General features: G+C 55.2%; 28 protein-coding genes. All 28 read left to right on the top strand.

What is annotated here, in order from left to right; all coding sequences use genetic code 11:
• Positions 1 to 87 precede the first annotated feature (87 nt).
• On the top strand, positions 88 to 4,161 hold the full coding sequence (gene rpoB / locus PSH80_RS24010) for a DNA-directed RNA polymerase subunit beta (RefSeq protein ID WP_053138310.1): 4,074 nt from the start codon (positions 88 to 90) through the stop codon (positions 4,159 to 4,161).
• A 64-nt stretch (positions 4,162 to 4,225) separates the two neighbouring features.
• Entirely contained in the window at positions 4,226 to 8,425 is a 4,200-nt protein-coding gene (rpoC, locus tag PSH80_RS24005; protein ID WP_057960765.1) for a DNA-directed RNA polymerase subunit beta', read from the top strand.
• A 216-nt stretch (positions 8,426 to 8,641) separates the two neighbouring features.
• Positions 8,642 to 9,013, top strand: coding sequence for a 30S ribosomal protein S12 (rpsL, locus tag PSH80_RS24000; RefSeq protein WP_002555494.1), 372 nt, complete (start codon positions 8,642 to 8,644; stop codon positions 9,011 to 9,013).
• Positions 9,014 to 9,130: 117 nt separating this feature from the next.
• On the top strand, positions 9,131 to 9,601 hold the full coding sequence (gene rpsG, locus PSH80_RS23995) for a 30S ribosomal protein S7 (RefSeq protein WP_002555493.1): 471 nt from the start codon (positions 9,131 to 9,133) through the stop codon (positions 9,599 to 9,601).
• A gap of 30 nt (positions 9,602 to 9,631) precedes the next feature.
• Positions 9,632 to 11,737 (top strand): elongation factor G, encoded by a 2,106-nt coding sequence (gene fusA / locus PSH80_RS23990; protein ID WP_029299268.1) that lies wholly within the window; start codon positions 9,632 to 9,634, stop codon positions 11,735 to 11,737.
• Positions 11,738 to 11,767: 30 nt separating this feature from the next.
• Complete coding sequence (gene tuf, locus PSH80_RS23985; RefSeq protein WP_003176426.1) at positions 11,768 to 12,961, top strand: elongation factor Tu; 1,194 nt, start codon at positions 11,768 to 11,770, stop codon at positions 12,959 to 12,961.
• A gap of 157 nt (positions 12,962 to 13,118) precedes the next feature.
• Positions 13,119 to 13,430 (top strand): 30S ribosomal protein S10, encoded by a 312-nt coding sequence (rpsJ, locus tag PSH80_RS23980; protein ID WP_003186070.1) that lies wholly within the window; start codon positions 13,119 to 13,121, stop codon positions 13,428 to 13,430.
• Positions 13,431 to 13,511: 81 nt separating this feature from the next.
• Positions 13,512 to 14,147: a 50S ribosomal protein L3 gene (gene rplC, locus PSH80_RS23975; RefSeq protein WP_003194649.1), complete on the top strand. Its 636-nt coding sequence runs from the start codon at positions 13,512 to 13,514 to the stop codon at positions 14,145 to 14,147.
• 12 nt (positions 14,148 to 14,159) lie between these two features.
• Complete coding sequence (rplD, locus tag PSH80_RS23970) at positions 14,160 to 14,762, top strand: 50S ribosomal protein L4 (RefSeq protein ID WP_057438746.1); 603 nt, start codon at positions 14,160 to 14,162, stop codon at positions 14,760 to 14,762.
• Positions 14,759 to 15,058 (top strand): 50S ribosomal protein L23, encoded by a 300-nt coding sequence (gene rplW / locus PSH80_RS23965; RefSeq protein WP_002555488.1) that lies wholly within the window; start codon positions 14,759 to 14,761, stop codon positions 15,056 to 15,058. Before rplD ends, rplW begins: the two co-directional genes overlap by 4 nt.
• Before the next feature lie 14 nt (positions 15,059 to 15,072).
• Positions 15,073 to 15,897 (top strand): 50S ribosomal protein L2, encoded by an 825-nt coding sequence (gene rplB / locus PSH80_RS23960; protein ID WP_003176423.1) that lies wholly within the window; start codon positions 15,073 to 15,075, stop codon positions 15,895 to 15,897.
• 16 nt (positions 15,898 to 15,913) lie between these two features.
• Complete coding sequence (rpsS, locus tag PSH80_RS23955; RefSeq protein ID WP_002555486.1) at positions 15,914 to 16,189, top strand: 30S ribosomal protein S19; 276 nt, start codon at positions 15,914 to 15,916, stop codon at positions 16,187 to 16,189.
• Between the two features lie 11 nt (positions 16,190 to 16,200).
• Positions 16,201 to 16,533: a 50S ribosomal protein L22 gene (gene rplV / locus PSH80_RS23950; protein WP_003103908.1), complete on the top strand. Its 333-nt coding sequence runs from the start codon at positions 16,201 to 16,203 to the stop codon at positions 16,531 to 16,533.
• 13 nt (positions 16,534 to 16,546) lie between these two features.
• Positions 16,547 to 17,233, top strand: coding sequence for a 30S ribosomal protein S3 (gene rpsC, locus PSH80_RS23945; protein ID WP_003176422.1), 687 nt, complete (start codon positions 16,547 to 16,549; stop codon positions 17,231 to 17,233).
• A 12-nt stretch (positions 17,234 to 17,245) separates the two neighbouring features.
• Positions 17,246 to 17,659: a 50S ribosomal protein L16 gene (rplP, locus tag PSH80_RS23940; RefSeq protein ID WP_003232424.1), complete on the top strand. Its 414-nt coding sequence runs from the start codon at positions 17,246 to 17,248 to the stop codon at positions 17,657 to 17,659.
• On the top strand, positions 17,659 to 17,850 hold the full coding sequence (rpmC, locus tag PSH80_RS23935; protein ID WP_002555481.1) for a 50S ribosomal protein L29: 192 nt from the start codon (positions 17,659 to 17,661) through the stop codon (positions 17,848 to 17,850). The genes rplP and rpmC overlap by 1 nt, the downstream gene beginning before the upstream one ends.
• A 2-nt stretch (positions 17,851 to 17,852) precedes the next feature.
• Positions 17,853 to 18,119 (top strand): 30S ribosomal protein S17, encoded by a 267-nt coding sequence (rpsQ, locus tag PSH80_RS23930; RefSeq protein ID WP_003176419.1) that lies wholly within the window; start codon positions 17,853 to 17,855, stop codon positions 18,117 to 18,119.
• 23 nt (positions 18,120 to 18,142) lie between these two features.
• Positions 18,143 to 18,511, top strand: coding sequence for a 50S ribosomal protein L14 (gene rplN, locus PSH80_RS23925; RefSeq protein ID WP_002555479.1), 369 nt, complete (start codon positions 18,143 to 18,145; stop codon positions 18,509 to 18,511).
• Positions 18,512 to 18,522: 11 nt separating this feature from the next.
• On the top strand, positions 18,523 to 18,837 hold the full coding sequence (rplX, locus tag PSH80_RS23920; protein WP_029299388.1) for a 50S ribosomal protein L24: 315 nt from the start codon (positions 18,523 to 18,525) through the stop codon (positions 18,835 to 18,837).
• Between the two features lie 22 nt (positions 18,838 to 18,859).
• The gene (gene rplE / locus PSH80_RS23915) at positions 18,860 to 19,399 is read left to right on the top strand and encodes a 50S ribosomal protein L5 (RefSeq protein WP_003210069.1); all 540 of its coding nucleotides are present in this window, start codon (positions 18,860 to 18,862) and stop codon (positions 19,397 to 19,399) included.
• Positions 19,400 to 19,412: 13 nt separating this feature from the next.
• Positions 19,413 to 19,718: a 30S ribosomal protein S14 gene (gene rpsN, locus PSH80_RS23910; protein WP_003176414.1), complete on the top strand. Its 306-nt coding sequence runs from the start codon at positions 19,413 to 19,415 to the stop codon at positions 19,716 to 19,718.
• Positions 19,719 to 19,926: 208 nt separating this feature from the next.
• Entirely contained in the window at positions 19,927 to 20,319 is a 393-nt protein-coding gene (gene rpsH, locus PSH80_RS23905; RefSeq protein ID WP_017848802.1) for a 30S ribosomal protein S8, read from the top strand.
• 12 nt (positions 20,320 to 20,331) lie between these two features.
• Entirely contained in the window at positions 20,332 to 20,865 is a 534-nt protein-coding gene (gene rplF, locus PSH80_RS23900) for a 50S ribosomal protein L6 (protein WP_003176412.1), read from the top strand.
• Positions 20,866 to 20,875: 10 nt separating this feature from the next.
• Positions 20,876 to 21,226 carry a 50S ribosomal protein L18 gene (rplR, locus tag PSH80_RS23895; protein ID WP_003186037.1) on the top strand — a complete coding sequence of 117 codons (351 nt, stop codon included), beginning with the start codon at positions 20,876 to 20,878 and terminating at the stop codon, positions 21,224 to 21,226.
• A 3-nt stretch (positions 21,227 to 21,229) separates the two neighbouring features.
• A complete protein-coding gene (gene rpsE, locus PSH80_RS23890; RefSeq protein ID WP_003186035.1) occupies positions 21,230 to 21,730 on the top strand; it encodes a 30S ribosomal protein S5 in 501 nt (166 codons plus the stop codon).
• A gap of 2 nt (positions 21,731 to 21,732) precedes the next feature.
• Positions 21,733 to 21,909 (top strand): 50S ribosomal protein L30, encoded by a 177-nt coding sequence (gene rpmD, locus PSH80_RS23885; protein ID WP_003176408.1) that lies wholly within the window; start codon positions 21,733 to 21,735, stop codon positions 21,907 to 21,909.
• A 3-nt stretch (positions 21,910 to 21,912) separates the two neighbouring features.
• Positions 21,913 to 22,350 carry a 50S ribosomal protein L15 gene (gene rplO / locus PSH80_RS23880; protein WP_003176407.1) on the top strand — a complete coding sequence of 146 codons (438 nt, stop codon included), beginning with the start codon at positions 21,913 to 21,915 and terminating at the stop codon, positions 22,348 to 22,350.
• The gene (gene secY / locus PSH80_RS23875; RefSeq protein WP_038443739.1) at positions 22,351 to 23,679 is read left to right on the top strand and encodes a preprotein translocase subunit SecY; all 1,329 of its coding nucleotides are present in this window, start codon (positions 22,351 to 22,353) and stop codon (positions 23,677 to 23,679) included.
• Positions 23,680 to 23,684: the final 5 nt, after the last annotated feature.

The raw sequence follows: 23,684 nt of genomic DNA, 5'->3' as shown, positions 1-23,684 counted from the left end.
GTGGTGCAAACCAAGGGGTTTGCAAGATTTTCTGGCTGCTCCCGTCGGGGGGGCCAAACAAGCAGGTGACCAAGCTGGGGAACGCTGATGGCTTACTCATATACTGAGAAAAAACGTATCCGCAAGGACTTTAGCAAGTTGCCGGACGTCATGGATGTCCCGTACCTTCTGGCTATCCAGCTGGATTCGTATCGTGAATTCTTGCAGGCGGGAGCGACCAAAGATCAGTTCCGCGACGTGGGCCTGCATGCGGCCTTCAAATCCGTTTTCCCGATCATCAGCTACTCCGGCAATGCTGCGCTGGAGTACGTCGGTTATCGCCTGGGCGAACCGGCATTTGATGTCAAAGAATGCGTGTTGCGCGGTGTTACGTACGCCGTACCTTTGCGGGTAAAAGTTCGTCTGATCATTTTCGACAAAGAATCGTCGAACAAAGCGATCAAGGACATCAAAGAGCAAGAAGTCTACATGGGCGAAATCCCATTAATGACTGAGAACGGTACCTTCGTTATCAACGGTACCGAGCGTGTAATCGTTTCCCAGCTGCACCGTTCCCCGGGCGTGTTCTTCGACCACGACCGCGGCAAGACGCACAGCTCCGGTAAGCTCCTGTACTCCGCGCGGATCATTCCGTACCGTGGTTCGTGGTTGGACTTCGAGTTCGACCCTAAAGACTGCGTGTTCGTGCGTATCGACCGTCGTCGCAAGCTGCCGGCCTCGGTACTGCTGCGCGCGCTCGGCTATACCACTGAGCAAGTGCTGGACGCTTTCTACACCACCAACGTATTCAGCCTGAAGGATGAAACCCTCAGCCTGGAACTGATTGCTTCGCGTCTGCGTGGTGAAATTGCCGTCCTGGACATCCAGGATGAGAAGGGCAAGGTCATTGTTGAGGCTGGCCGTCGTATTACTGCGCGCCACATCAACCAGATCGAAAAAGCCGGTATCAAGTCGCTGGACGTGCCTCTGGACTACGTCCTGGGCCGCACTACCGCCAAGGTTATCGTTCACCCGGCGACAGGCGAGATCCTGGCTGAGTGCAACACCGAGCTGAACACCGAGATCCTGGCAAAAATCGCCAAGGCCCAGGTTGTTCGCATCGAGACCCTGTACACCAACGATATCGACTGCGGTCCGTTCGTCTCCGACACCCTGAAGATCGATTCCACCAGCAACCAATTGGAAGCGCTGGTCGAAATCTATCGCATGATGCGTCCAGGCGAGCCACCAACCAAAGACGCTGCCGAAACCCTGTTCAACAACCTGTTCTTCAGCCCTGAGCGCTATGACCTGTCTGCGGTCGGCCGGATGAAGTTCAACCGTCGTATCGGTCGTACCGAGATCGAAGGTTCGGGCGTGCTGTGCAAGGAAGACATCGTTGCGGTCCTGAAGACTCTGGTCGACATCCGTAACGGTAAAGGCATCGTCGATGACATCGACCACCTGGGTAACCGTCGTGTTCGCTGCGTAGGCGAAATGGCCGAGAACCAGTTCCGCGTTGGCCTGGTACGTGTTGAGCGTGCGGTCAAAGAGCGTCTGTCGATGGCCGAAAGCGAAGGCCTGATGCCGCAAGACCTGATCAACGCCAAGCCAGTGGCTGCGGCGGTGAAAGAGTTCTTCGGCTCCAGCCAGCTTTCGCAGTTCATGGACCAGAACAACCCGCTCTCCGAGATCACCCACAAGCGCCGTGTTTCTGCACTGGGCCCGGGCGGTCTGACCCGTGAGCGTGCTGGCTTTGAAGTTCGTGACGTACACCCGACGCACTACGGTCGTGTTTGCCCGATCGAAACGCCGGAAGGTCCGAACATCGGTCTGATCAACTCCCTGGCTGCCTATGCGCGCACCAACCAGTACGGCTTCCTCGAGAGCCCGTACCGCGTGGTGAAAGACGCCCTGGTCACCGACGAGATCGTCTTCCTGTCCGCCATCGAAGAAGCTGATCACGTGATCGCTCAGGCTTCGGCCACGATGAACGACAAGAAAGTCCTGATCGACGAGCTGGTAGCTGTTCGTCACTTGAACGAGTTCACCGTCAAGGCGCCGGAAGACGTCACCTTGATGGACGTATCGCCCAAGCAGGTAGTTTCGGTTGCAGCATCGCTGATCCCGTTCCTGGAACACGATGACGCCAACCGTGCGTTGATGGGTTCCAACATGCAGCGTCAAGCTGTACCGACCCTGCGCGCTGACAAGCCGCTGGTAGGTACCGGCATGGAGCGTAACGTAGCCCGTGACTCCGGCGTTTGCGTCGTGGCTCGTCGTGGCGGCGTGATCGACTCTGTTGATGCCAGCCGTATCGTGGTTCGTGTTGCCGATGACGAAGTTGAAACTGGCGAAGCCGGTGTCGACATCTACAACCTGACCAAATACACCCGCTCGAACCAGAACACCTGCATCAACCAGCGTCCGCTGGTGCGTAAGGGTGATCGCGTTCAGCGTAGCGACATCATGGCCGACGGTCCGTCCACCGATATGGGTGAGTTGGCTCTGGGTCAGAACATGCGCATCGCGTTCATGGCGTGGAACGGCTTCAACTTCGAAGACTCCATCTGCCTGTCCGAGCGTGTTGTTCAAGAAGACCGTTTCACCACGATCCACATCCAGGAACTGACCTGTGTGGCACGTGACACCAAGCTTGGGCCAGAGGAAATCACTGCAGACATCCCGAACGTGGGTGAAGCTGCGCTGAACAAGCTGGACGAAGCCGGTATCGTTTACGTAGGTGCTGAAGTTGGCGCTGGCGACATCCTGGTCGGTAAGGTCACTCCGAAAGGCGAGACCCAGCTGACTCCGGAAGAGAAGCTGCTGCGTGCCATCTTCGGCGAAAAAGCCAGCGACGTTAAAGACACCTCCCTGCGCGTACCTACTGGTACCAAGGGTACTGTCATCGACGTACAGGTCTTCACCCGTGACGGCGTCGAGCGTGATGCTCGTGCACTGTCCATCGAGAAGACTCAACTCGACGAAATCCGCAAGGATTTGAACGAAGAGTTCCGTATCGTTGAAGGCGCGACCTTCGAACGTCTGCGTTCTGCCCTGGTAGGCCACAAGGCTGAAGGCGGCGCAGGTCTGAAGAAAGGTCAGGATATCACCGACGAAATCCTCGACGGTCTTGAGCACGGCCAGTGGTTCAAACTGCGCATGGCTGAAGATGCTCTGAACGAGCAGCTCGAGAAGGCCCAGGCCTACATCGTTGATCGCCGCCGTCTGCTGGACGACAAGTTCGAAGACAAGAAGCGCAAACTGCAGCAGGGCGATGACCTGGCTCCAGGCGTGCTGAAAATCGTCAAGGTTTACCTGGCAATCCGTCGTCGCATTCAGCCGGGCGACAAGATGGCCGGTCGTCACGGTAACAAAGGTGTGGTCTCCGTGATCATGCCGGTTGAAGACATGCCGCACGATGCCAATGGCACCCCGGTCGACGTCGTCCTCAACCCGTTGGGCGTACCTTCGCGTATGAACGTTGGTCAGATCCTTGAAACCCACCTGGGCCTCGCGGCTAAAGGTCTGGGCGAGAAGATCAACCGTATGATCGAAGAGCAGCGCAAGGTCGCAGACCTGCGTAAGTTCCTGCACGAGATCTACAACGAGATCGGCGGCCGCAAAGAAGAGCTGGACACTTTCTCCGACCAGGAAATCCTGGATCTGGCGAAAAACCTGCGCGGCGGCGTTCCAATGGCTACCCCGGTGTTCGACGGTGCCAAGGAAAGCGAAATCAAGGCCATGCTGAAACTGGCAGACCTGCCAGAAAGCGGCCAGATGCAGCTGTTCGACGGCCGTACCGGCAACAAGTTCGAGCGCCCGGTTACTGTTGGCTACATGTACATGCTGAAGCTGAACCACTTGGTAGACGACAAGATGCACGCTCGTTCTACCGGTTCGTACAGCCTGGTTACCCAGCAGCCGCTGGGTGGTAAGGCTCAGTTCGGTGGTCAGCGTTTCGGGGAGATGGAGGTCTGGGCACTGGAAGCATACGGTGCTGCATACACTCTGCAAGAAATGCTCACAGTGAAGTCGGACGATGTGAACGGTCGTACCAAGATGTACAAAAACATCGTGGACGGCGATCACCGTATGGAGCCGGGCATGCCCGAGTCTTTCAACGTGTTGATCAAAGAAATTCGTTCCCTCGGCATCGATATCGATCTGGAAACCGAATAACACGTGACGCGAATCGAGAGCGGGGCAGTGATGCCCGCTCTCTGCTCCGCCAGGAGGAAAGGCCTTGAAAGACCTACTGAATTTGCTGAAAAACCAGGGTCAAGTCGAAGAGTTCGACGCCATCCGTATTGGATTGGCATCGCCTGAGATGATCCGTTCGTGGTCGTTCGGTGAAGTTAAAAAGCCGGAAACCATCAACTACCGTACGTTCAAACCTGAGCGTGACGGCCTGTTCTGCGCCAAGATCTTTGGCCCGGTAAAGGATTACGAGTGCCTGTGCGGTAAGTACAAGCGCTTGAAGCACCGTGGTGTGATCTGCGAGAAGTGCGGCGTTGAAGTTGCACTGGCCAAGGTTCGTCGTGAGCGCATGGCGCACATCGAGCTGGCTTCGCCGGTTGCCCACATCTGGTTCCTGAAATCGCTGCCGTCCCGTATCGGCTTGCTGATGGACATGACCCTGCGTGATATCGAACGCGTTCTCTACTTCGAGAGCTATGTCGTTATCGACCCAGGCATGACCACCCTTGAAAAAGGTCAGCTGCTCAACGACGAGCAGTACTTCGAAGCGCTGGAAGAGTTCGGCGACGATTTCGATGCCCGCATGGGTGCCGAAGCTGTCCGCGAACTGCTGCACGCTATCGACCTGGAGCACGAGATTGGCCGCCTGCGTGAAGAAATTCCGCAAACCAACTCCGAAACCAAGATCAAGAAGCTGTCCAAGCGTCTGAAGTTGATGGAAGCCTTCCAGGGTTCCGGCAACCTGCCAGAGTGGATGGTGCTGACTGTTCTGCCGGTTCTGCCGCCAGACCTGCGTCCGCTGGTACCGTTGGACGGTGGTCGTTTCGCGACGTCCGACCTCAACGACCTGTACCGCCGCGTGATCAACCGTAACAACCGCTTGAAGCGCCTGCTTGATCTGTCCGCTCCGGACATCATCGTGCGCAACGAAAAGCGTATGTTGCAAGAAGCGGTCGACGCCTTGCTCGACAACGGTCGTCGTGGCCGCGCTATTACCGGTTCCAACAAGCGTCCTCTGAAATCCCTGGCTGACATGATCAAGGGTAAGCAAGGTCGTTTCCGTCAGAACTTGCTCGGTAAGCGTGTTGACTACTCCGGTCGTTCGGTAATTACCGTAGGCCCGACCCTGCGTCTGCACCAGTGCGGTCTGCCTAAGAAGATGGCGCTTGAGCTGTTCAAGCCTTTCATCTTCGGCAAGCTGGAAATGCGCGGTCTCGCGACCACCATCAAAGCGGCCAAGAAAATGGTCGAGCGCGAACTGCCAGAGGTTTGGGACGTTCTCGCTGAAGTGATTCGCGAACACCCGGTCCTCCTCAACCGTGCACCGACCCTTCACCGTCTGGGTATCCAGGCGTTTGAACCGGTACTGATCGAAGGTAAGGCTATCCAGCTGCACCCTCTGGTCTGTGCTGCGTACAACGCCGACTTCGACGGCGACCAAATGGCCGTGCACGTACCGCTGACACTGGAAGCCCAGTTGGAAGCGCGTGCGTTGATGATGTCGACCAACAACATTCTGTCGCCAGCCAACGGTGAGCCAATCATCGTTCCGTCGCAGGACGTTGTATTGGGTCTGTACTACATGACCCGTGAAGCGATCAACGCCAAGGGCGAAGGTCGTGTGTTCGCTGACCTGCAAGAAGTTGACCGTGTGTTCCGTGCCGGCGAAGCCGCACTGCACGCCAAGGTCAAAGTGCGCATTCACGAAACCGTCAACGACCGTGACGGCGGCAGCGTGAGCAACACCCGTATCGTCGACACCACTGTCGGCCGTGCGCTGTTGTACCAGGTTGTGCCAAAAGGTCTGTCGTACGACGTCGTCAACCTGCCGATGAAGAAAAAGGCGATCTCCAAGCTGATCAACCAGTGCTACCGCGTGGTTGGTCTGAAAGAGACCGTGATTTTCGCTGACCAGTTGATGTACACCGGTTTTGCTTATTCGACCATTTCCGGCGTTTCCATCGGTGTTAACGACTTCGTTATCCCGGATGAAAAAGCCCGCATCATCAGTGCTGCTACTGACGAAGTGAAAGAGATCGAGAGCCAGTACGCCTCCGGCCTGGTAACCCAGGGCGAGAAGTACAACAAAGTGATCGACCTTTGGTCCAAGGCCAACGACGAAGTGTCCAAGGCAATGATGGCCAACCTCTCGAAAGAGAAGGTTATCGACCGTCATGGCGTGGAAGTCGATCAAGAGTCTTTCAACTCGATGTACATGATGGCCGACTCGGGCGCACGGGGTTCTGCTGCGCAGATCCGTCAGCTCGCCGGTATGCGTGGCCTGATGGCCAAGCCGGACGGTTCCATCATCGAAACGCCGATTACTGCGAACTTCCGTGAAGGTTTGAGCGTACTTCAGTACTTCATCTCTACTCACGGTGCTCGTAAAGGTCTGGCGGATACCGCGTTGAAAACCGCTAACTCCGGTTACCTGACTCGTCGTCTGGTAGACGTTGCACAAGATCTGGTTGTAACCGAGATCGATTGCGGCACCGAGCACGGCCTGCTGATGACTCCGCACATTGAAGGCGGTGACGTTGTAGAGCCGCTGGGTGAGCGCGTATTGGGTCGTGTTATTGCCCGTGACGTGTTCAAGCCAGGTACCGAGGAAGTTATCGTTCCTGCCGGCACCCTGGTGGATGAGAAGTGGGTCGAGTTCATCGAACTCAACAGCATCGACGAAGTGATTGTTCGCTCGCCGATCAGCTGCGAAACCCGCTACGGTATCTGCGCCAAGTGCTACGGCCGTGACTTGGCTCGTGGCCACCAGGTGAACATCGGTGAAGCGGTCGGCGTTATCGCTGCCCAGTCCATCGGTGAGCCGGGTACCCAGCTGACCATGCGTACGTTCCACATCGGTGGTGCGGCAAGCCGGACCTCCGCAGCCGACAGCGTTCAGGTGAAGAATGGCGGTACTGTCCGTCTGCACAACCTGAAACACGTTGAGCGAGTGGATGGCCACCTGGTTGCTGTGTCCCGTTCCGGTGAGCTGGCGATTGCTGATGACTTCGGTCGTGAGCGTGAGCGTTACAAGCTGCCGTACGGTGCTGTGATTTCGGTTAAAGAAGGTGACAAGGTCGACGCTGGCGCAATCGTGGCCAAGTGGGATCCGCACACTCACCCAATCGTTACCGAAATGAAAGGTACCGTGACCTACGTGGGCATGGAAGAAGGCATCACGATCAAGCGTCAGACTGACGAATTGACCGGTATGACCAACATTGAAGTACTCGACGCCAAAGATCGTCCAGCTGCCGGTAAAGACATCCGTCCTGCCGTGAAGATGGTCGATGACAACGGCAAGGATCTGTTGCTGCCAGGCACTGACGTTATCGCTCAGTACTTCCTGCCAGCCAACGCCCTGGTCGGTGTAGCGGATGGTGCGAAGATCGCGATCGGTGATGTTATCGCGCGTATCCCGCAAGAAACTTCGAAGACCCGTGACATCACCGGTGGTCTGCCGCGTGTTGCCGACTTGTTCGAAGCTCGTCGTCCGAAAGAAGCGTCGATCCTGGCTGAAGTCAGCGGCACCATCGCGTTCGGTAAAGAGACCAAGGGCAAGCGCCGTCTGGTCATTACCCCGAACGACGGTAGCGATCCGTATGAAGAGCTGATTCCGAAGTGGCGTCACCTGAACGTGTTCGAAGGCGAGCAGGTAAACCGCGGCGAAGTTATCTCCGACGGTCCGAGCGATCCACACGACATCCTGCGTCTGCTGGGTGTGAGTGCGCTGGCCAAGTACATCGTTAACGAGATCCAGGACGTTTACCGTCTGCAAGGCGTGAAGATCAACGATAAACACATCGAGACCATCCTGCGTCAGATGCTGCGTAAAGTTGAAATCGCTGAATCCGGCGATTCGAGTTTCATCAAGGGCGACCAGATGGAACTGACTCACGTACTGGTAGAAAACGAGCGTCTGGCAACCGAAGAGAAATTTGTTTCCAAGTTCACTCGCGTGTTGCTGGGTATCACCAAGGCGTCGTTGTCCACTGAGTCGTTCATCTCGGCGGCCTCCTTCCAGGAGACCACTCGCGTACTGACCGAAGCAGCGGTAACCGGCAAGCGCGATTACCTGCGCGGCCTGAAAGAAAACGTGGTTGTGGGTCGACTGATCCCGGCCGGTACCGGCTTGGCCTACCACAGCGAGCGTAAGCGTCGCCGTGAACTCGACAAGCCGCTGCGCGTAAGCGCCAGTGAAGTGGAAGCTGCACTGACCGAAGCGCTGAACTCTAGCGGTAACTGAGTTCTGCGATAAATAAGTCCGGGCCCTGGCAGCCCCGTTCGTCGGAACAAGACAGTTTTGTCGGGTTTCGATGGAGGGGGAGGTCGGGGCCTTGCCTTGACTGGGGGCAAGATCCTCTTTAGACTCTTGTACCCCTAAATTTGGCGGGAATTCGTTCCTGCCATTTTGCTTTTCTTGCAAGACAATAGCGTCGCAAGACAACAGTGGAGCTAGTAGATGGCAACTATCAACCAGCTGGTACGTCAGCCGCGTAAGCGTATCGTCGAGAAATCCGACGTACCTGCGCTGCAGAACTGCCCGCAACGTCGTGGCGTATGCACTCGCGTGTATACCACTACGCCGAAAAAACCTAACTCGGCACTGCGTAAAGTATGCCGTGTGCGCCTGACCAACGGTTTCGAGGTTTCCTCGTACATCGGTGGTGAAGGTCACAACCTGCAAGAGCACAGCGTGGTACTGATCCGCGGCGGTCGTGTAAAAGACTTGCCAGGTGTTCGTTACCACACCGTACGCGGCTCCTTGGATACTTCCGGCGTTAAAGGTCGTAACCAGGGTCGTTCGAAGTACGGTACCAAGAAGCCTAAGTAGTAGCGGCTTTTTGTAAACTGAATCATCTTATTTTCTGAGTCGATAAGAGTAAGGTCGGAGGCGTCCCGCAAGGGCACCGATTCCGAACGAACCTGAAGACCGTTTGAGGGCTTATCCATGCCAAGAAGACGCGTAGCAGCCAAGCGCGAAGTGCTTGACGATCCAAAATACGGAAGCCAAATTCTGGCCAAGTTCATGAACCACGTGATGGAAAGCGGCAAGAAAGCCGTTGCCGAGCGTATCGTTTATGGCGCGCTGGAAAAGGTTAAAGAACGCAAGAACAGCGACCCCCTGGAAATCTTCGAGAAAGCTCTCGACGCCATCGCTCCGCTGGTCGAAGTGAAGTCGCGCCGTGTAGGCGGTGCTACTTACCAGGTTCCGGTCGAAGTTCGTCCGTCCCGTCGTAACGCCCTGGCAATGCGCTGGTTGGTAGACTTCGCCCGTAAGCGCGGCGAGAAGTCTATGGCTCTGCGTTTGGCCGGCGAGCTGTTGGACGCTGCTGAAGGTAAAGGTGCTGCTGTTAAGAAGCGTGAAGACGTGCACCGTATGGCTGAAGCTAACAAAGCTTTCTCGCACTACCGCTTCTAATCTTAGCTTCACTAATTTTGCGAGGGCTTTATGGCTCGTACTACTCCGATTAGCCGCTACCGTAACATCGGTATCGTTGCTCACGTGGATGCTGGTAAAACCACCACCACCGAGCGCGTACTGTTTTACACCGGCAAAAGTCACAAAATGGGCGAGGTGCATGATGGCGCCGCGACCACAGACTGGATGGTTCAGGAGCAGGAGCGTGGTATTACCATTACTTCTGCTGCTATTACCGCCTTCTGGAAAGGTTCTGCCAAGCAGTACAAGGACGAGCACCGCTTCAACGTAATCGATACCCCGGGCCACGTAGACTTCACCATTGAAGTTGAGCGTTCCCTGCGTGTACTCGACGGCGCGGTCGTTGTGTTCTGCGGTACTTCGGGCGTTGAGCCTCAGTCGGAAACCGTATGGCGTCAAGCCAACAAGTACGGTGTTCCACGTCTTGTTTACGTAAACAAGATGGACCGTGCTGGTGCGAACTTCCTGCGCGTGATCGGTCAGATCAAGCAGCGTCTGGGTCACACTCCGGTGCCAATCCAATTGGCTATCGGTTCTGAAGACAACTTCCAGGGCCAGATCGATCTGATCACCATGGAAGCCGTCTACTGGAATGACGCCGACAAAGGTATGGTTCCTGTTCGTAAGCCTATCCCTGCAGAATTGCAGGAGCTGGCTGACGAGTGGCGCAATAACCTGGTTGAGGCTGCTGCCGAAGCCAGCGAAGAGCTGATGAACAAGTACCTCGAAGGTGAAGAACTCACCAACGTGGAAATCAAGGCTGCTCTGCGTCAGCGTACTATCGCTGGTGAGATCGTCTTGGCTGTTTGCGGTTCTTCCTTCAAGAACAAGGGTGTTCCCCTGGTTCTCGACGCCGTTATCGACTACCTGCCTGCTCCAACTGACATTCCTGCTATCAAGGGTACTAACCCTGATAACGAGGAAGAAGAGATGGAGCGTCACGCTGACGACAGCGAGCCGTTCTCGGCTCTGGCGTTCAAGATCGCTACCGACCCATTCGTGGGTACCCTGACTTTCGTCCGCGTTTACTCGGGCGTGTTGGCCTCCGGCGACGGCGTGATCAACTCGGTCAAGGGCAAGAAAGAGCGTGTGGGTCGTATGGTGCAAATGCACGCAAACGCCCGTGAAGAGATCAAGGAAGTACGCGCTGGTGACATCGCGGCCTTGATCGGCATGAAGGATGTCACCACTGGTGAGACCTTGTGCGACGCTGCTAAGCCAATCATCCTGGTTCGCATGGACTTCCCGGAGCCGGTTATCTCGGTTGCCGTAGAGCCTAAGACCAAGGATGACCAGGAAAAAATGGGTATTGCACTGGGCAAGCTTGCTCAGGAAGATCCATCTTTCCGCGTCAAGACTGATGAAGAGACTGGTCAAACGATCATCTCCGGCATGGGCGAGTTGCACCTGGACATCCTGGTTGACCGGATGCGCCGTGAGTTCAACGTCGAAGCCAACATCGGTAAGCCTCAGGTTTCCTATCGTGAGCGCATCACGAAGAACTGTGAAATCGAAGGCAAGTTCGTTCGTCAGTCCGGCGGTCGTGGTCAGTTCGGTCACTGCTGGATCCGTTTTGCTCCTGCTGACGAAGGTCAGGAAGGTCTGCAATTCGTGAACGAAGTAGTAGGTGGTGTTGTTCCTAAGGAATACATCCCTGCTATCCAGAAGGGTATCGAAGAGCAGATGAAGAACGGTGTTGTTGCCGGCTATCCGCTGATCGGCCTGAAAGCAACCGTTTTTGACGGTTCTTACCACGACGTCGACTCCAACGAGATGGCGTTTAAGGTGGCTGCTTCCATGGCAACCAAGCAACTGGCCCAGAAGGGCGGTGGTGAGTTGCTTGAGCCAATCATGGCGGTAGAAGTTGTTACACCTGAAGACTATATGGGTGATGTCATGGGCGACCTTAACCGTCGTCGCGGCATGATCTTGGGTATGGAAGACACGGTTTCCGGCAAAGTGATTCGCGCCGAGGTTCCGTTGGGTGAGATGTTCGGTTACGCGACCGACGTTCGCTCCATGTCCCAGGGTCGCGCAAGCTACTCTATGGAATTCAAAAAATACAACACAGCTCCGGCGCACATCGCTGAAACTGTATCCAAAAAACAAGGCTGATTCAGTCCTTTAGGCAAGGAGTTAATTGTCGTGGCTAAAGAAAAATTTGATCGTTCCCTACCGCACGTCAACGTTGGCACTATCGGTCACGTTGACCATGGTAAAACCACTCTGACTGCTGCTCTGACTCGCGTTTGCTCCGAAGTATTCGGTTCCGCAATCGTTGATTTCGATAAAATCGACAGCGCGCCAGAAGAAAAAGCTCGTGGTATCACCATCAACACCGCGCACGTTGAATACAACTCGCTGATCCGTCACTACGCTCACGTTGACTGCCCAGGTCACGCTGACTATGTGAAGAACATGATCACCGGTGCTGCCCAGATGGACGGCGCAATCCTGGTTTGCTCGGCCGCTGATGGTCCGATGCCACAAACCCGTGAGCACATCCTGCTGTCCCGTCAGGTAGGCGTTCCGTACATCGTGGTTTACCTGAACAAGGCCGACCTGGTAGACGACGCTGAGCTGCTGGAACTGGTTGAGATGGAAGTGCGCGATCTGCTGAGCACTTACGACTTCCCAGGCGACGACACTCCGATCATCATCGGTTCTGCTCGTATGGCTCTGGAAGGCAAAGACGATAACGAAATGGGCACCACGTCCGTTCGTAAACTGGTTGAGACTCTGGACAGCTACATCCCAGATCCAGTTCGTGTTATCGACAAGCCGTTCCTGATGCCAATCGAAGACGTATTCTCGATCTCCGGTCGCGGTACTGTTGTAACTGGTCGTATCGAGCGCGGTATCGTCAAGGTTCAGGATCCACTGGAAATCGTTGGTCTGCGTGACACTACCGTCACCACCTGCACCGGTGTTGAAATGTTCCGTAAGCTGCTTGACGAAGGTCGTGCTGGCGAGAACTGCGGCGTTCTGCTGCGTGGTACCAAGCGTGACGACGTTGAGCGTGGCCAGGTTCTGGTTAAGCCAGGTTCGGTTAAGCCGCACACCAAGTTCGAAGCTGAAGTGTACGTGCTGAGCAAAGAAGAAGGCGGTCGTCACACTCCGTTCTTCAAAGGCTACCGTCCACAGTTCTACTTCCGTACTACTGACGTGACTGGTAACTGCGAACTGCCGGAAGGCGTTGAAATGGTAATGCCAGGCGACAACATCAAAATGGTTGTCACCCTGATCAAAACCATCGCAATGGAAGACGGTCTGCGCTTCGCAATCCGTGAAGGCGGCCGTACCGTTGGTGCTGGCGTTGTAGCTAAAATCATCGAGTAAGCATCTCTTCTGAGATAGCTTCGATGCTTTGAAAAGCCCCCGCTCAGCGGGGGCTTTTTTATTGGGTTGACACCTATCTGGGGCGTCTATAGAATTGCGCCTCCTTTTAACGGGCGCAGTGCGCTCGGTGGGAATAGCAGCCGGAGTCTGAAATCCAATGCAAAATCAGCAAATCCGTATCAGGTTGAAGGCTTTTGACCATCGCCTGATCGACCAATCCACCCAGGAAATCGTGGAAACCGCGAAACGTACTGGGGCACAAGTGCGTGGTCCTATTCCACTGCCTACCCGCAAAGAGCGGTTCACCGTTCTGGTCTCCCCGCACGTCAACAAAGACGCGCGTGACCAGTACGAGATCCGTACTCATAAGCGCGTTCTGGACATCGTCCAGCCAACGGATAAAACCGTTGATGCACTTATGAAGCTTGATCTGGCGGCCGGTGTGGAAGTACAGATCAGCCTCGGCTAAGACTCGGGTCTTAGTCGTGTAACGCTCTGAAATGGGCGGCCATAGCGGGTGAAAGCCCCGTACACTCATGAGGTTTACAACATGACTATTGGTGTAGTCGGTCGTAAATGCGGTATGACCCGTATTTTCACCGAAGAAGGTGTCTCCATTCCGGTCACGGTCATTGAGATCGAGCCGAATCGCGTCACCCAGTTCAAAACTGAAGAAACCGATGGCTATCGTGCAGTGCAAGTCACTGTCGGCGAGCGTCGTGCTTCGCGCGTGACTGCTGCTCAAGCAGGTCACTTCGCTAAAGCAAACGTTGCAGCTGGTCGTACTGTTATGGAGTTCCGTCTTGAAGATGGTGACTACCAGGCTGGCGATCTGATCAACGCTGAAATCTTCGCCGCTGGTCAACTGGTTGATGTAACCGGTCAGTCCAAGGGTAAAGGCTTCCAGGGTACGATCAAGCGTTGGAATTTCCGTGGCCAAGACAACACTCACGGTAACTCCGTTTCCCACCGCGTCCCGGGCTCTATTGGCCAGTGCCAGACTCCTGGTCGTGTATTCAAGGGCAAAAAAATGTCCGGTCATATGGGCGCTGAGCGCGTGACCGTGCAGTCCCTCGAAGTAGTGCGCGTCGACGCTGAACGCAATCTGTTGTTGGTCAAGGGTGCTGTTCCTGGCGCTACTGGCGGCAACCTGGTTGTACGTCCAGCGGCCAAGGCTCGCGGTTAAGGGGAAGCTGACATGCAATTAAATGTAAATGACGCTCAAGCGATCGAAGTTTCCGAACTGACATTTGGCGGCGAATTCAACGAGACGCTCGTTCACCAAGCAGTCGTGGCCTACATGGCCGGCGGCCGTCAAGGTAGCAAGCAGCAAAAGACCCGTTCCGACGTTCGTGGTGGCGGTAAGCGCCCTTGGCGTCAGAAAGGTACTGGCCGTGCTCGTGCCGGTACTATCCGTAGCCCAATCTGGCGTGGCGGCGGTACCACTTTCGCAGCTCGTCCACAGGATCACTCTCAGAAGCTCAACAAGAAGATGTATCGCGCAGCACTGCGCTCCATCCTTGCTGAACTCGTGCGTACTGATCGTCTGGTCGTGGTTCAGGACTTCGCTGTTGAAGCGCCGAAAACCAAAGATCTGCTGAACAAGCTGAACGGCATGGGTCTGACTGATGTCCTGATCGTGTCTGAAGCTGTTGATCAGAACCTGTACCTGGCTGCTCGCAACCTGCCACACGTTGATGTACGTGACGTGCAAGGTTCCGATCCAGTTAGTCTGATCGCATACGACAAGGTGTTGATCACCGTGTCGGCCGTGAAGAAATTCGAGGAGCTGCTGGGATGAACCAGGAACGCGTATTTAAAGTTCTGCTTGGCCCGCACGTTTCCGAAAAGGCTACGGTTCTGGCTGACAAGAAAGGCCAGTTCGTTTTCAAGGTTGCAACTGACGCAACCAAGCTGGAAATCAAGAAGGCCGTCGAAAGCCTGTTCAGCGTGAAAGTAGAGCGTGTTACTACCCTGAATGTTCTGGGTAAGAGCAAGCGCACTGCTCGCGGTCTGGGCAAGCGTAATGACTGGAAGAAGGCAGTTATCTCCCTTCAGCCAGGCCAAGATCTCGATTTCAGCAGCAGTGCTGAGTAAGGAAGGGGTGCATCATGGCAATCGTTAAATGCAAACCGACTTCCCCTGGCCGCCGTTTTGTGGTCAAGGTGGTCAACCAGGAGCTGCATAAAGGCGCTCCTCACGCACCGCTGCTCGAGAAGAAATCGAAGACTGGTGGTCGTAACAACAATGGTCGCATTACCACTCGTCACATCGGTGGTGGCCATAAGCAGCATTATCGTCTGGTCGATTTCCGTCGCAACGACAAAGATGGCATCTCTGCCACTGTCGAGCGTATCGAATACGATCCAAACCGTACTGCTCACATCGCTCTGCTGCTGTACGCAGATGGCGAGCGTCGCTACATCATCGCGCCTAAAGGCGTGAGTGCTGGCGACCAGCTGATCGCAGGTGCCCTGGCACCGATCAAGCCGGGCAACGCTCTGCAACTGCGTAACATTCCAGTTGGTAGCACCGTACACGGCATCGAATTGAAGCCAGGTAAAGGCGCACAGATCGCTCGTTCCGCTGGTGCTTCGGCTCAGCTGATCGCTCGTGAAGGTGTCTACGTGACCCTGCGTCTGCGTTCTGGTGAGATGCGTAAAGTACTGGCTGAATGCCGTGCGACCCTGGGCGAAGTCTCGAACTCCGAGCACAGCCTGCGTTCGCTGGGTAAAGCTGGTGCCAAACGCTGGCGTGGCGTTCGCCCAACCGTTCGTGGTGTTGCCATGAACCCGGTTGACCACCCACACGGTGGTGGTGAAGGTCGTACCTCTGGTGGTCGTCATCCGGTATCGCCATGGGGCTTCCCGACTAAGGGCGCGAAGACTCGTGGTAATAAGCGTACCGACAAAATGATCGTCCGTCGTCGCAAGTAAATAGAGGGATACGACAGTGCCACGTTCTCTGAAAAAAGGTCCTTTTATTGATCTTCACCTACTGAAGAAGATCGAAGTGGCGGCGGAAAAGAACGATCGCAAACCAGTTAAGACCTGGTCGCGCCGTTCTATGATCCTGCCACAAATGGTCGGTTTGACCATCGCAGTACACAACGGTCGTCAGCACGTCCCAGTTCTCGTTAACGAAGACATGGTCGGCCACAAACTGGGCGAGTTTGCCGGTACCCGCACTTATCGTGGGCACGTGGCAGACAAGAAAGCCAAGCGTTAAGGGGTTAGGAAATGGAAGTAGCCGCTAAGTTGTCGGGCGCTCGAATCTCCGCCCAGAAAGCCCGCTTGGTCGCCGACCAGATCCGCGGGAAGAAGGTGGGCGAAGCGCTCAACCTGTTGGCTTTCAGCAGTAAGAAAGCCGCCGAGATCATGAAGAAAGTGCTGGAGTCGGCCGTAGCCAACGCCGAGCATAACGAAGGCGCAGACGTTGATGACCTGAAGGTCAGCACCGTTTTCGTCAACGAAGGGCGTTCGCTGAAGCGTATCATGCCGCGTGCCAAAGGCCGTGCTGATCGCATCGTCAAGCGGTCTTGCCATATCACTGTCAAGGTTGCTGACAAGTAACGGAGTCGAAGAGATGGGTCAGAAAGTACATCCCATTGGCATTCGCCTGGGAATCGTCAAGGAGCACACCTCCGTCTGGTACGCAGACGGTCGGACTTATGCGGACTATTTGTTCGCTGATCTGAAGGTGCGTGAGTATCTCCAAGACAAACTAAAAAGCGCGTCCGTAAGCCGTATCGATATCCATCGTCCGGCGCAAACTGCACGTATCACCATCCACACCGCTCGTCCAGGTATCGTTATCGGGAAGAAAGGTGAAGATGTTGAGAAACTGCGTCAGGACCTGACCAAGCAAATGGGTGTGCCTGTGCACATCAATATCGAAGAGATCCGCAAGCCGGAGCTCGACGGTATGCTGGTTGCGCAGAGCGTAGCTCAGCAGCTGGAGCGCCGCGTAATGTTCCGTCGTGCTATGAAGCGCGCTGTACAGAACGCCATGCGCATTGGTGCCAAAGGCATCAAAATCCAAGTGAGCGGTCGTCTCGGCGGTGCTGAAATCGCACGTACTGAATGGTATCGCGAAGGTCGTGTGCCATTGCACACCCTGCGTGCCGACATCGACTATGCCAACTACGAAGCTCACACCACTTACGGTGTGATCGGTGTAAAGGTTTGGATCTTCAAGGGCGAAGTAATTGGTGGTCGCCAAGAAGAACTGAAACCACAAGCACCAGCGCCTCGTAAAAAAGCTGCTAAGTAAGGGGTACGCCAAATGTTGCAACCTAAGCGTACGAAGTTCCGCAAGCAGATGACAGGCCACAACCGTGGTCTGGCTCAGCGCGGTAGCAAAGTCAGCTTCGGCGAGTTCGCGCTGAAGTCTGTAGCTCGTGGTCGTCTCACCGCTCGTCAGATCGAGTCAGCGCGTCGTGCTCTGACCCGTCACGTTAAACGTGGCGGCAAGATCTGGATCCGTGTATTCCCGGACAAGCCGATCTCCAAAAAACCTCTCGAGGTTCGGATGGGTAAAGGTAAGGGTAACGTGGAATACTGGGTAGCCCAGATTCAGCCAGGCAAAGTCCTGTATGAAATCGAGGGTGTAACTGAAGAGCTGGCGCGTGAGGCTTTTGCCCTGGCTGCTGCAAAGCTGCCGCTCGCCACCGCCTTTGTTAAACGGACGGTGATGTGATGAAAGCGAATGAACTTCGTGAAAAATCCGCACAGCAGCTGAACGAGCAACTGCTCGGCCTGCTGCGCGACCAGTTCAATCTGCGTATGCAGAAAGCAACTGGCCAGTTGGGGCAGTCTCATCTGCTCTCGCAAGTTAAGCGTGACATCGCTCGCGTGAAGACTGTGCTCAACCAGCAGGCAGGTAAGTGATCATGGCTGAAGCCGAAAAGACTGTCCGTACGCTGACTGGCCGTGTTGTCAGCGACAAGATGGACAAAACCATCACCGTTTTGATCGAGCGTCGCGTTAAGCACCCGATCTACGGTAAATATGTTAAGCGTTCGACTAAGCTGCACGCGCACGACGAAACCAATCAGTGCCACATCGGCGACAAAGTCACTATTCGTGAAACTCGTCCGCTGGCCAAGACCAAGTCTTGGGCACTGGTTGATGTTCTCGAACGCGCTGTGGAAGTCTAAGGACTAGGGGTCGGAGAAATTATATGATTCAGACTCAATCCATGCTCGATGTGGCCGATAACAGCGGCGCTCGCCGTGTTATGTGCATCAAGGTGCTGGGTGGCTCCCATCGTCGTTACGCTGGTATCGGTGACATCATCAAAGTTACCGTGAAGGAAGCAATTCCTCGCGGTAAAGTGAAAAAAGGCCAAGTGATGACTGCTGTTGTAGTCCGCACTCGTCACGGCGTACGTCGTGCTGATGGCTCCATTATCCGCTTTGATGGCAACGCTGCTGTTCTTCTGAACAACAAGCAAGAGCCGATCGGCACCCGTATCTTTGGGCCAGTGACCCGTGAACTTCGTACTGAGAAGTTCATGAAGATCGTCTCGCTCGCCCCAGAAGTGCTGTAAGGAGATCCGACATGCAAAAGATTCGTCGTGACGACGAGATCATCGTGATCGCCGGCAAAGACAAAGGTAAGCGCGGTAAGGTGCTGAAGGTTCTTGCTGATGACCGTCTGGTCATTGGTGGTCTGAACCTGGTCAAGCGTCATACCAAGCCTAACCCCGCGTCGGGCGTACAGGGCGGTATCGTCGAGAAAGAAGCGCCATTGCACGCTTCTAACGTCGCCATCTTCAACGGCGAAACCAACAAGGCTGACCGCGTTGGTTTCAAAGTAGAAGACGGTAAGAAAATTCGTGTCTTCAAGTCGACCCAAAAAGCGGTTGATGCTTGAACACTGCTAGGTAGATAAGACCATGGCACGACTAAAAGAGATTTACCGGAAGGAAATCGCTCCGAAGCTTAAGGAAGAACTTAAGCTTTCGAACGTGATGGAAGTTCCGCGCGTTACCAAAATCACCCTGAACATGGGTCTGGGCGAAGCGATCGGTGACAAAAAAGTCATCGAGCACGCTGTTGCTGACCTGGAAAAGATCACCGGTCAAAAAGTCGTTGTGACTTACGCTCGGAAATCCATCGCTGGCTTTAAAGTCCGTGAAGGTTGGCCGATCGGTGTCAAAGTGACTCTGCGCCGTGAGCGTATGTACGAGTTCCTGGATCGTCTGCTGTCGATCTCCCTGCCTCGGGTTCGCGACTTCCGCGGCCTGAATGCCAAGTCCTTCGATGGTCGTGGTAACTACAGCATGGGCGTGAAAGAGCAGATCATCTTCCCGGAAATCGACTACGACAAGATCGATGCTCTCCGCGGTCTGGACATCACCCTGACCACCACTGCCAAGAACGATGATGAAGGCCGCGCTCTGCTGCGTGCGTTCAAATTCCCGTTCCGCAACTGATTGGAGTAGGACCATGGCCAAGATGAGCATGAAAAACCGCGAGCTGAAGCGTCAGCTCACGGTTGCCAAGTACGCCAAGAAGCGTGCAGCACTGAAAGCTATCATCGTTGATCTGAACGCAAGTCCAGAAGCGCGTTGGGAAGCTACAGTAGCTCTGCAGAAGCAGCCACGTGACGCAAGCGCTTCGCGCATGCGTAACCGCTGCCGCCTGACCGGTCGTCCGCACGGCGTTTACCGCAAGTTCGGCCTCGGCCGTAACAAACTGCGTGAAGCGGCAATGCGTGGTGACGTACCTGGTCTGGTTAAAGCCAGCTGGTAAGTACTTTCGAAGTCTCGGTGGCCAGGATCGCAAGATACTGACCGCCGGTGGCCTAGAATCTGGAACAAGCCCCTTTTGGGGCTTGTTTCATTTCCGGAGTGTGTCTAAAATACGCGGCTCGCCTGAGCCCGTGTGTTTTATGCCCGGAGATTCTCGGTGACATATGTAGCCGCAAGGCTAATTTTTTTGTATTAGGAGCGTCTAGCCCATGAGTATGCAGGACCCGTTAGCGGACATGCTAACTCGTATCCGTAATGCCCAGATGGCTGAAAAGTCCGTCGTAAGCATGCCATCTTCCACGTTGAAGGTAGCTGTTGCCAAAGTCCTGAAAGACGAAGGCTACATTGCGGGTTATCAGATCAGCAGCGAAATCAAGCCACTGCTGTCCATCGAGCTGAAGTACTTCGAAGGCCGTCCGGTCATCGAGGAAGTGAAGCGCGTTAGCCGTCCAGGCCTGCGTCAGTACAAGTCCGTTGAAGATCTGCCGAAAGTTCGTGGCGGTCTTGGCGTGTCTATCGTCTCCACCAACAAAGGTGTGATGACGGATCGTGCTGCGCGCGCTGCCGGTGTCGGCGGCGAAGTTCTTTGCACTGTGTTCTAAGGGGGGATAAGCATGTCTCGCGTCGCTAAGAACCCCGTTAAGCTGCCAGCCGGTGTCGAAGTAAAATTCGCAGGCCAACAGCTTTCGGTGAAGGGTGCCAAGGGTACTCTTGAACTGAACATCCATTCGTCCGTTGAGATCGTTGAAGAAGCTGGTGAGCTGCGTTTCGCTGCTCGCAATGGCGATCAACAAACTCGCGCAATGGCCGGTACCACGCGTGCGTTGGTAAACAACATGGTCCAAGGCGTAAGCCAAGGCTTCGAGCGTAAGCTCCAGCTGGTCGGTGTTGGTTACAAAGCGCAAGCAAAAGGCACGGTTTTGAACCTGGCCCTTGGCTTCTCGCACCCAGTGGATTACGAACTGCCGGAAGGCATCACCGCTGAAACTCCTAGCCAGACCGATATCCTGATCAAGGGCATCGACAAGCAGCTGGTAGGTCAAGTGGCTGCCGAGATCCGCGACTTCCGTCCACCAGAGCCGTACAAAGGCAAAGGTGTGCGCTACGCGGACGAAGTCGTCCGTCGTAAAGAAGCCAAGAAGAAGTAGGGCATAGCAAATGACCGACAAAAAAGTTACTCGACTGCGTCGCGCTCGCAAAGCACGCCTGAAAATGCACGAACTCGAAGTCGTGCGTCTCTGCGTGTTCCGCTCGTCGCAGCACATCTACGCCCAGGTCATCTCGGCCGACGGCAACAAAGTCCTGGCAAGCGCCTCGACTTTGGATAAAGAACTGCGTGATGGTGCCACTGGCAACATCGACGCGGCCACTAAGGTTGGCCAGCTGGTCGCTACGCGTGCTAAGGCCGCTGGCGTCTCGCAAGTGGCTTTCGACCGCTCTGGCTTCAAGTACCACGGCCGCGTTAAAGCGCTGGCTGATGCTGCTCGTGAAGCTGGGCTGGAGTTCTAAGTTATGTCAAATAACGACCAAAAGCGCGACGAAGGCTACATTGAGAAGCTGGTTCAAGTTAACCGCGTAGCCAAAACCGTTAAAGGCGGCCGTATCTTCACCTTCACCGCGTTGACCGTGGTTGGTGATGGTAAGGGCCGTGTTGGCTTCGGCCGTGGCAAGTCGCGTGAAGTGCCTGCTGCGATCCAGAAGGCAATGGAAGCTGCTCGTCGCAACATGATCCAAGTTGACCTGAACGGCACCACTCTGCAGTACGCAATGAAGTCCGCTCACGGCGCTTCGAAGGTGTACATGCAGCCTGCTTCTGAAGGTACCGGTATCATCGCTGGCGGCGCTATGCGTGCTGTCCTCGAGGTTGCTGGTGTTCAGAACGTTCTGGCCAAGTGCTACGGCTCGACTAACCCGGTAAACGTGGTTCACGCCACTTTCAAAGGTTTGAAAGCTATGCAATCTCCTGAATCCATTGCCGCCAAGCGTGGCAAAAGCGTCAAGGAGATCTTCTGATCATGGCTACCGTTAAAGTAACGCTGATCAAAAGCATGACCGGCCGCATCCCTAACCACAAATTGTGCGTTAAGGGTTTGGGTCTGCGTCGCATCGGTCACACTGTAGAAGTCCAGGATACTCCCGAGAATCGCGGGATGATCAACAAGGCTTACTACATGCTGCGTGTCGAGGGTTAATCGATGAAACTCAATGATCTGAGTCCAGCGCCGGGTTCCCGTCGCGAAAAGCATCGTCCGGGCCGTGGTATCGGTAGCGGTTTGGGTAAGACTGGTGGCCGTGGCCACAAAGGTCAAACCTCCCGCTCCGGTGGCACCATCGCTCCAGGCTTTGAAGGCGGTCAACAGCCGCTGCATCGTCGCCTGCCGAAGTTCGGTTTCGTTTCCCTGAAGGCCATGGACCGCGCAGAAGTGCGTCTGTCCGAGCTGGCTAAAGTGGAAGGCGACATCGTTACCGTGCAGACCCTGAAAGATGCCAACGTGATCAACGTCAACGTACAGCGTGTGAAAATCATGCTGTCCGGTGAAGTGACTCGCGCTGTCACTATCGGCAAGGGAATCGGCGCCACCAAAGGTGCGCGTTCGGCTATCGAAGCAGCTGGCGGCAAGTTCGAGGAATAAATGGCTAAGCAAGGTGCTCTCTCAGCGCTCGGCAAAGGCGGTATGTCTGAACTTTGGGCTCGTCTGCGTTTTCTGTTCCTGGCGATTATCGTCTACCGAATAGGCGCACACATCCCGGTTCCAGGTATCAACCCGGACCGACTCGCAGACCTGTTTCGACAGAATGAGGGGACCATTCTTAGCTTGTTCAACATGTTTTCCGGCGGCGCGCTGGAGCGGATGAGCATCTTTGCACTGGGGATCATGCCGTACATTTCGGCATCGATCATCATGCAGTTGATGAGCGCCGTCAGCCCGCAGCTGGAGCAGTTGAAGAAGGAAGGTGAAGCTGGTCGTCGCAAGATAAGCCAGTACACCCGCTACCTCACTGTCGCTCTTGCTCTTGTCCAGGCTATTGGCATGTCCATTGGTCTGGCAGGGCAGGGCGTAGCGTTCACTGGTGACTTTGGCTTCCATTTCGTCGCGGTAACCACATTTGTGGCTGGTGCGATGTTCATGATGTGGCTGGGTGAGCAGATTACTGAGCGTGGTGTTGGCAACGGTATCTCGATGTTGATTTTCGCAGGTATCGTCGCCGGTCTTCCGAGGGCAATCGGGCAGTCTTTCGAGTCTGCACGTCAGGGTGATATCAATATCTTCGCCTTGGTTGCCATCGGTTTGCTGGCAGTAGCGATTATCGGTTTTGTGGTGTTCATTGAGCGTGGCCAGCGTCGTATTGCTGTTCACTACGCCAAGCGTCAGCAGGGCCGTAAGGTCTTCGCTGCGCAGACCAGCCACTTGCCGCTGAAAGTGAATATGGCCGGTGTTATTCCTGCTATCTTCGCGAGCAGCATTTTGCTGTTCCCGGCTTCGCTGGGTGCCTGGTTTGGTCAGTCTGAAGGTATGGGCTGGTTGCAGGACATCTCGCAGTCGATCGCTCCTGGTCAGCCGTTGAATATTCTGCTGTTTAGTGCAGGGATTATTTTCTTCTGCTTCTTCTATACGGCGTTGATGTTCAATCCGAAAGACGTAGCGGAAAACCTGAAGAAGTCCGGTGCCTTTATTCCGGGTATTCGTCCAGGCGAGCAGTCGGCGCGCTACATTGATGGCGTTCTGACCCGTTTGACCCTGTTCGGTGCTCTATATATGACGGCCGTGTGCTTGTTGCCCCAGTTCCTGGTGGTTGCAGCAAACGTTCCGTTCTACCTTGGCGGGACCTCGTTGCTGATCGTGGTCGTGGTTGTGATGGACTTCATGTCCCAAGTACAATCGCACCTCGTTTCGCACCAGTACGAATCCCTGATGAAGAAAGCCAACCTGAAGGGCTACGGCAGCGGCATGTTGCGCTGAGTACC

This window comes from Pseudomonas sp. FP818, from assembly GCF_030687335.1.
In the GTDB taxonomy this organism is placed as follows: domain Bacteria; phylum Pseudomonadota; class Gammaproteobacteria; order Pseudomonadales; family Pseudomonadaceae; genus Aquipseudomonas; species Aquipseudomonas shahriarae.
Note: the sequence above shows the minus strand (reverse complement) of the source record. Positions and strands in the feature narration are given on the sequence as shown.

Excerpts from the sequence above, each read along its gene's own strand:
- rplN (WP_002555479.1), top strand. The coding sequence starts at position 18,143 with ATGATTCAGACTCAATCCATGCTCGATGTGGCCGATAACAGCGGCGCT.
- rplW (WP_002555488.1), top strand. The coding sequence starts at position 14,759 with ATGAACCAGGAACGCGTATTTAAAGTTCTGCTTGGCCCGCACGTTTCC.
- rplB (WP_003176423.1), top strand. The coding sequence starts at position 15,073 with ATGGCAATCGTTAAATGCAAACCGACTTCCCCTGGCCGCCGTTTTGTG.
- rplD (WP_057438746.1), top strand. The coding sequence starts at position 14,160 with ATGCAATTAAATGTAAATGACGCTCAAGCGATCGAAGTTTCCGAACTG.
- rpsQ (WP_003176419.1), top strand. The coding sequence starts at position 17,853 with ATGGCTGAAGCCGAAAAGACTGTCCGTACGCTGACTGGCCGTGTTGTC.
- rplO (WP_003176407.1), top strand. The coding sequence starts at position 21,913 with ATGAAACTCAATGATCTGAGTCCAGCGCCGGGTTCCCGTCGCGAAAAG.
- rpsJ (WP_003186070.1), top strand. The coding sequence starts at position 13,119 with ATGCAAAATCAGCAAATCCGTATCAGGTTGAAGGCTTTTGACCATCGC.
- rplF (WP_003176412.1), top strand. The coding sequence starts at position 20,332 with ATGTCTCGCGTCGCTAAGAACCCCGTTAAGCTGCCAGCCGGTGTCGAA.
- rpsL (WP_002555494.1), top strand. The coding sequence starts at position 8,642 with ATGGCAACTATCAACCAGCTGGTACGTCAGCCGCGTAAGCGTATCGTC.
- rplX (WP_029299388.1), top strand. The coding sequence starts at position 18,523 with ATGCAAAAGATTCGTCGTGACGACGAGATCATCGTGATCGCCGGCAAA.
- rplR (WP_003186037.1), top strand. The coding sequence starts at position 20,876 with ATGACCGACAAAAAAGTTACTCGACTGCGTCGCGCTCGCAAAGCACGC.
- rpmC (WP_002555481.1), top strand. The coding sequence starts at position 17,659 with ATGAAAGCGAATGAACTTCGTGAAAAATCCGCACAGCAGCTGAACGAG.
- rpoB (WP_053138310.1), top strand. The coding sequence starts at position 88 with ATGGCTTACTCATATACTGAGAAAAAACGTATCCGCAAGGACTTTAGC.
- rpsN (WP_003176414.1), top strand. The coding sequence starts at position 19,413 with ATGGCCAAGATGAGCATGAAAAACCGCGAGCTGAAGCGTCAGCTCACG.
- rpsH (WP_017848802.1), top strand. The coding sequence starts at position 19,927 with ATGAGTATGCAGGACCCGTTAGCGGACATGCTAACTCGTATCCGTAAT.
- rpmD (WP_003176408.1), top strand. The coding sequence starts at position 21,733 with ATGGCTACCGTTAAAGTAACGCTGATCAAAAGCATGACCGGCCGCATC.
- rplP (WP_003232424.1), top strand. The coding sequence starts at position 17,246 with ATGTTGCAACCTAAGCGTACGAAGTTCCGCAAGCAGATGACAGGCCAC.
- rplE (WP_003210069.1), top strand. The coding sequence starts at position 18,860 with ATGGCACGACTAAAAGAGATTTACCGGAAGGAAATCGCTCCGAAGCTT.
- rpsC (WP_003176422.1), top strand. The coding sequence starts at position 16,547 with ATGGGTCAGAAAGTACATCCCATTGGCATTCGCCTGGGAATCGTCAAG.
- secY (WP_038443739.1), top strand. The coding sequence starts at position 22,351 with ATGGCTAAGCAAGGTGCTCTCTCAGCGCTCGGCAAAGGCGGTATGTCT.
- fusA (WP_029299268.1), top strand. The coding sequence starts at position 9,632 with ATGGCTCGTACTACTCCGATTAGCCGCTACCGTAACATCGGTATCGTT.
- rpsG (WP_002555493.1), top strand. The coding sequence starts at position 9,131 with ATGCCAAGAAGACGCGTAGCAGCCAAGCGCGAAGTGCTTGACGATCCA.
- rplV (WP_003103908.1), top strand. The coding sequence starts at position 16,201 with ATGGAAGTAGCCGCTAAGTTGTCGGGCGCTCGAATCTCCGCCCAGAAA.
- rplC (WP_003194649.1), top strand. The coding sequence starts at position 13,512 with ATGACTATTGGTGTAGTCGGTCGTAAATGCGGTATGACCCGTATTTTC.
- rpsE (WP_003186035.1), top strand. The coding sequence starts at position 21,230 with ATGTCAAATAACGACCAAAAGCGCGACGAAGGCTACATTGAGAAGCTG.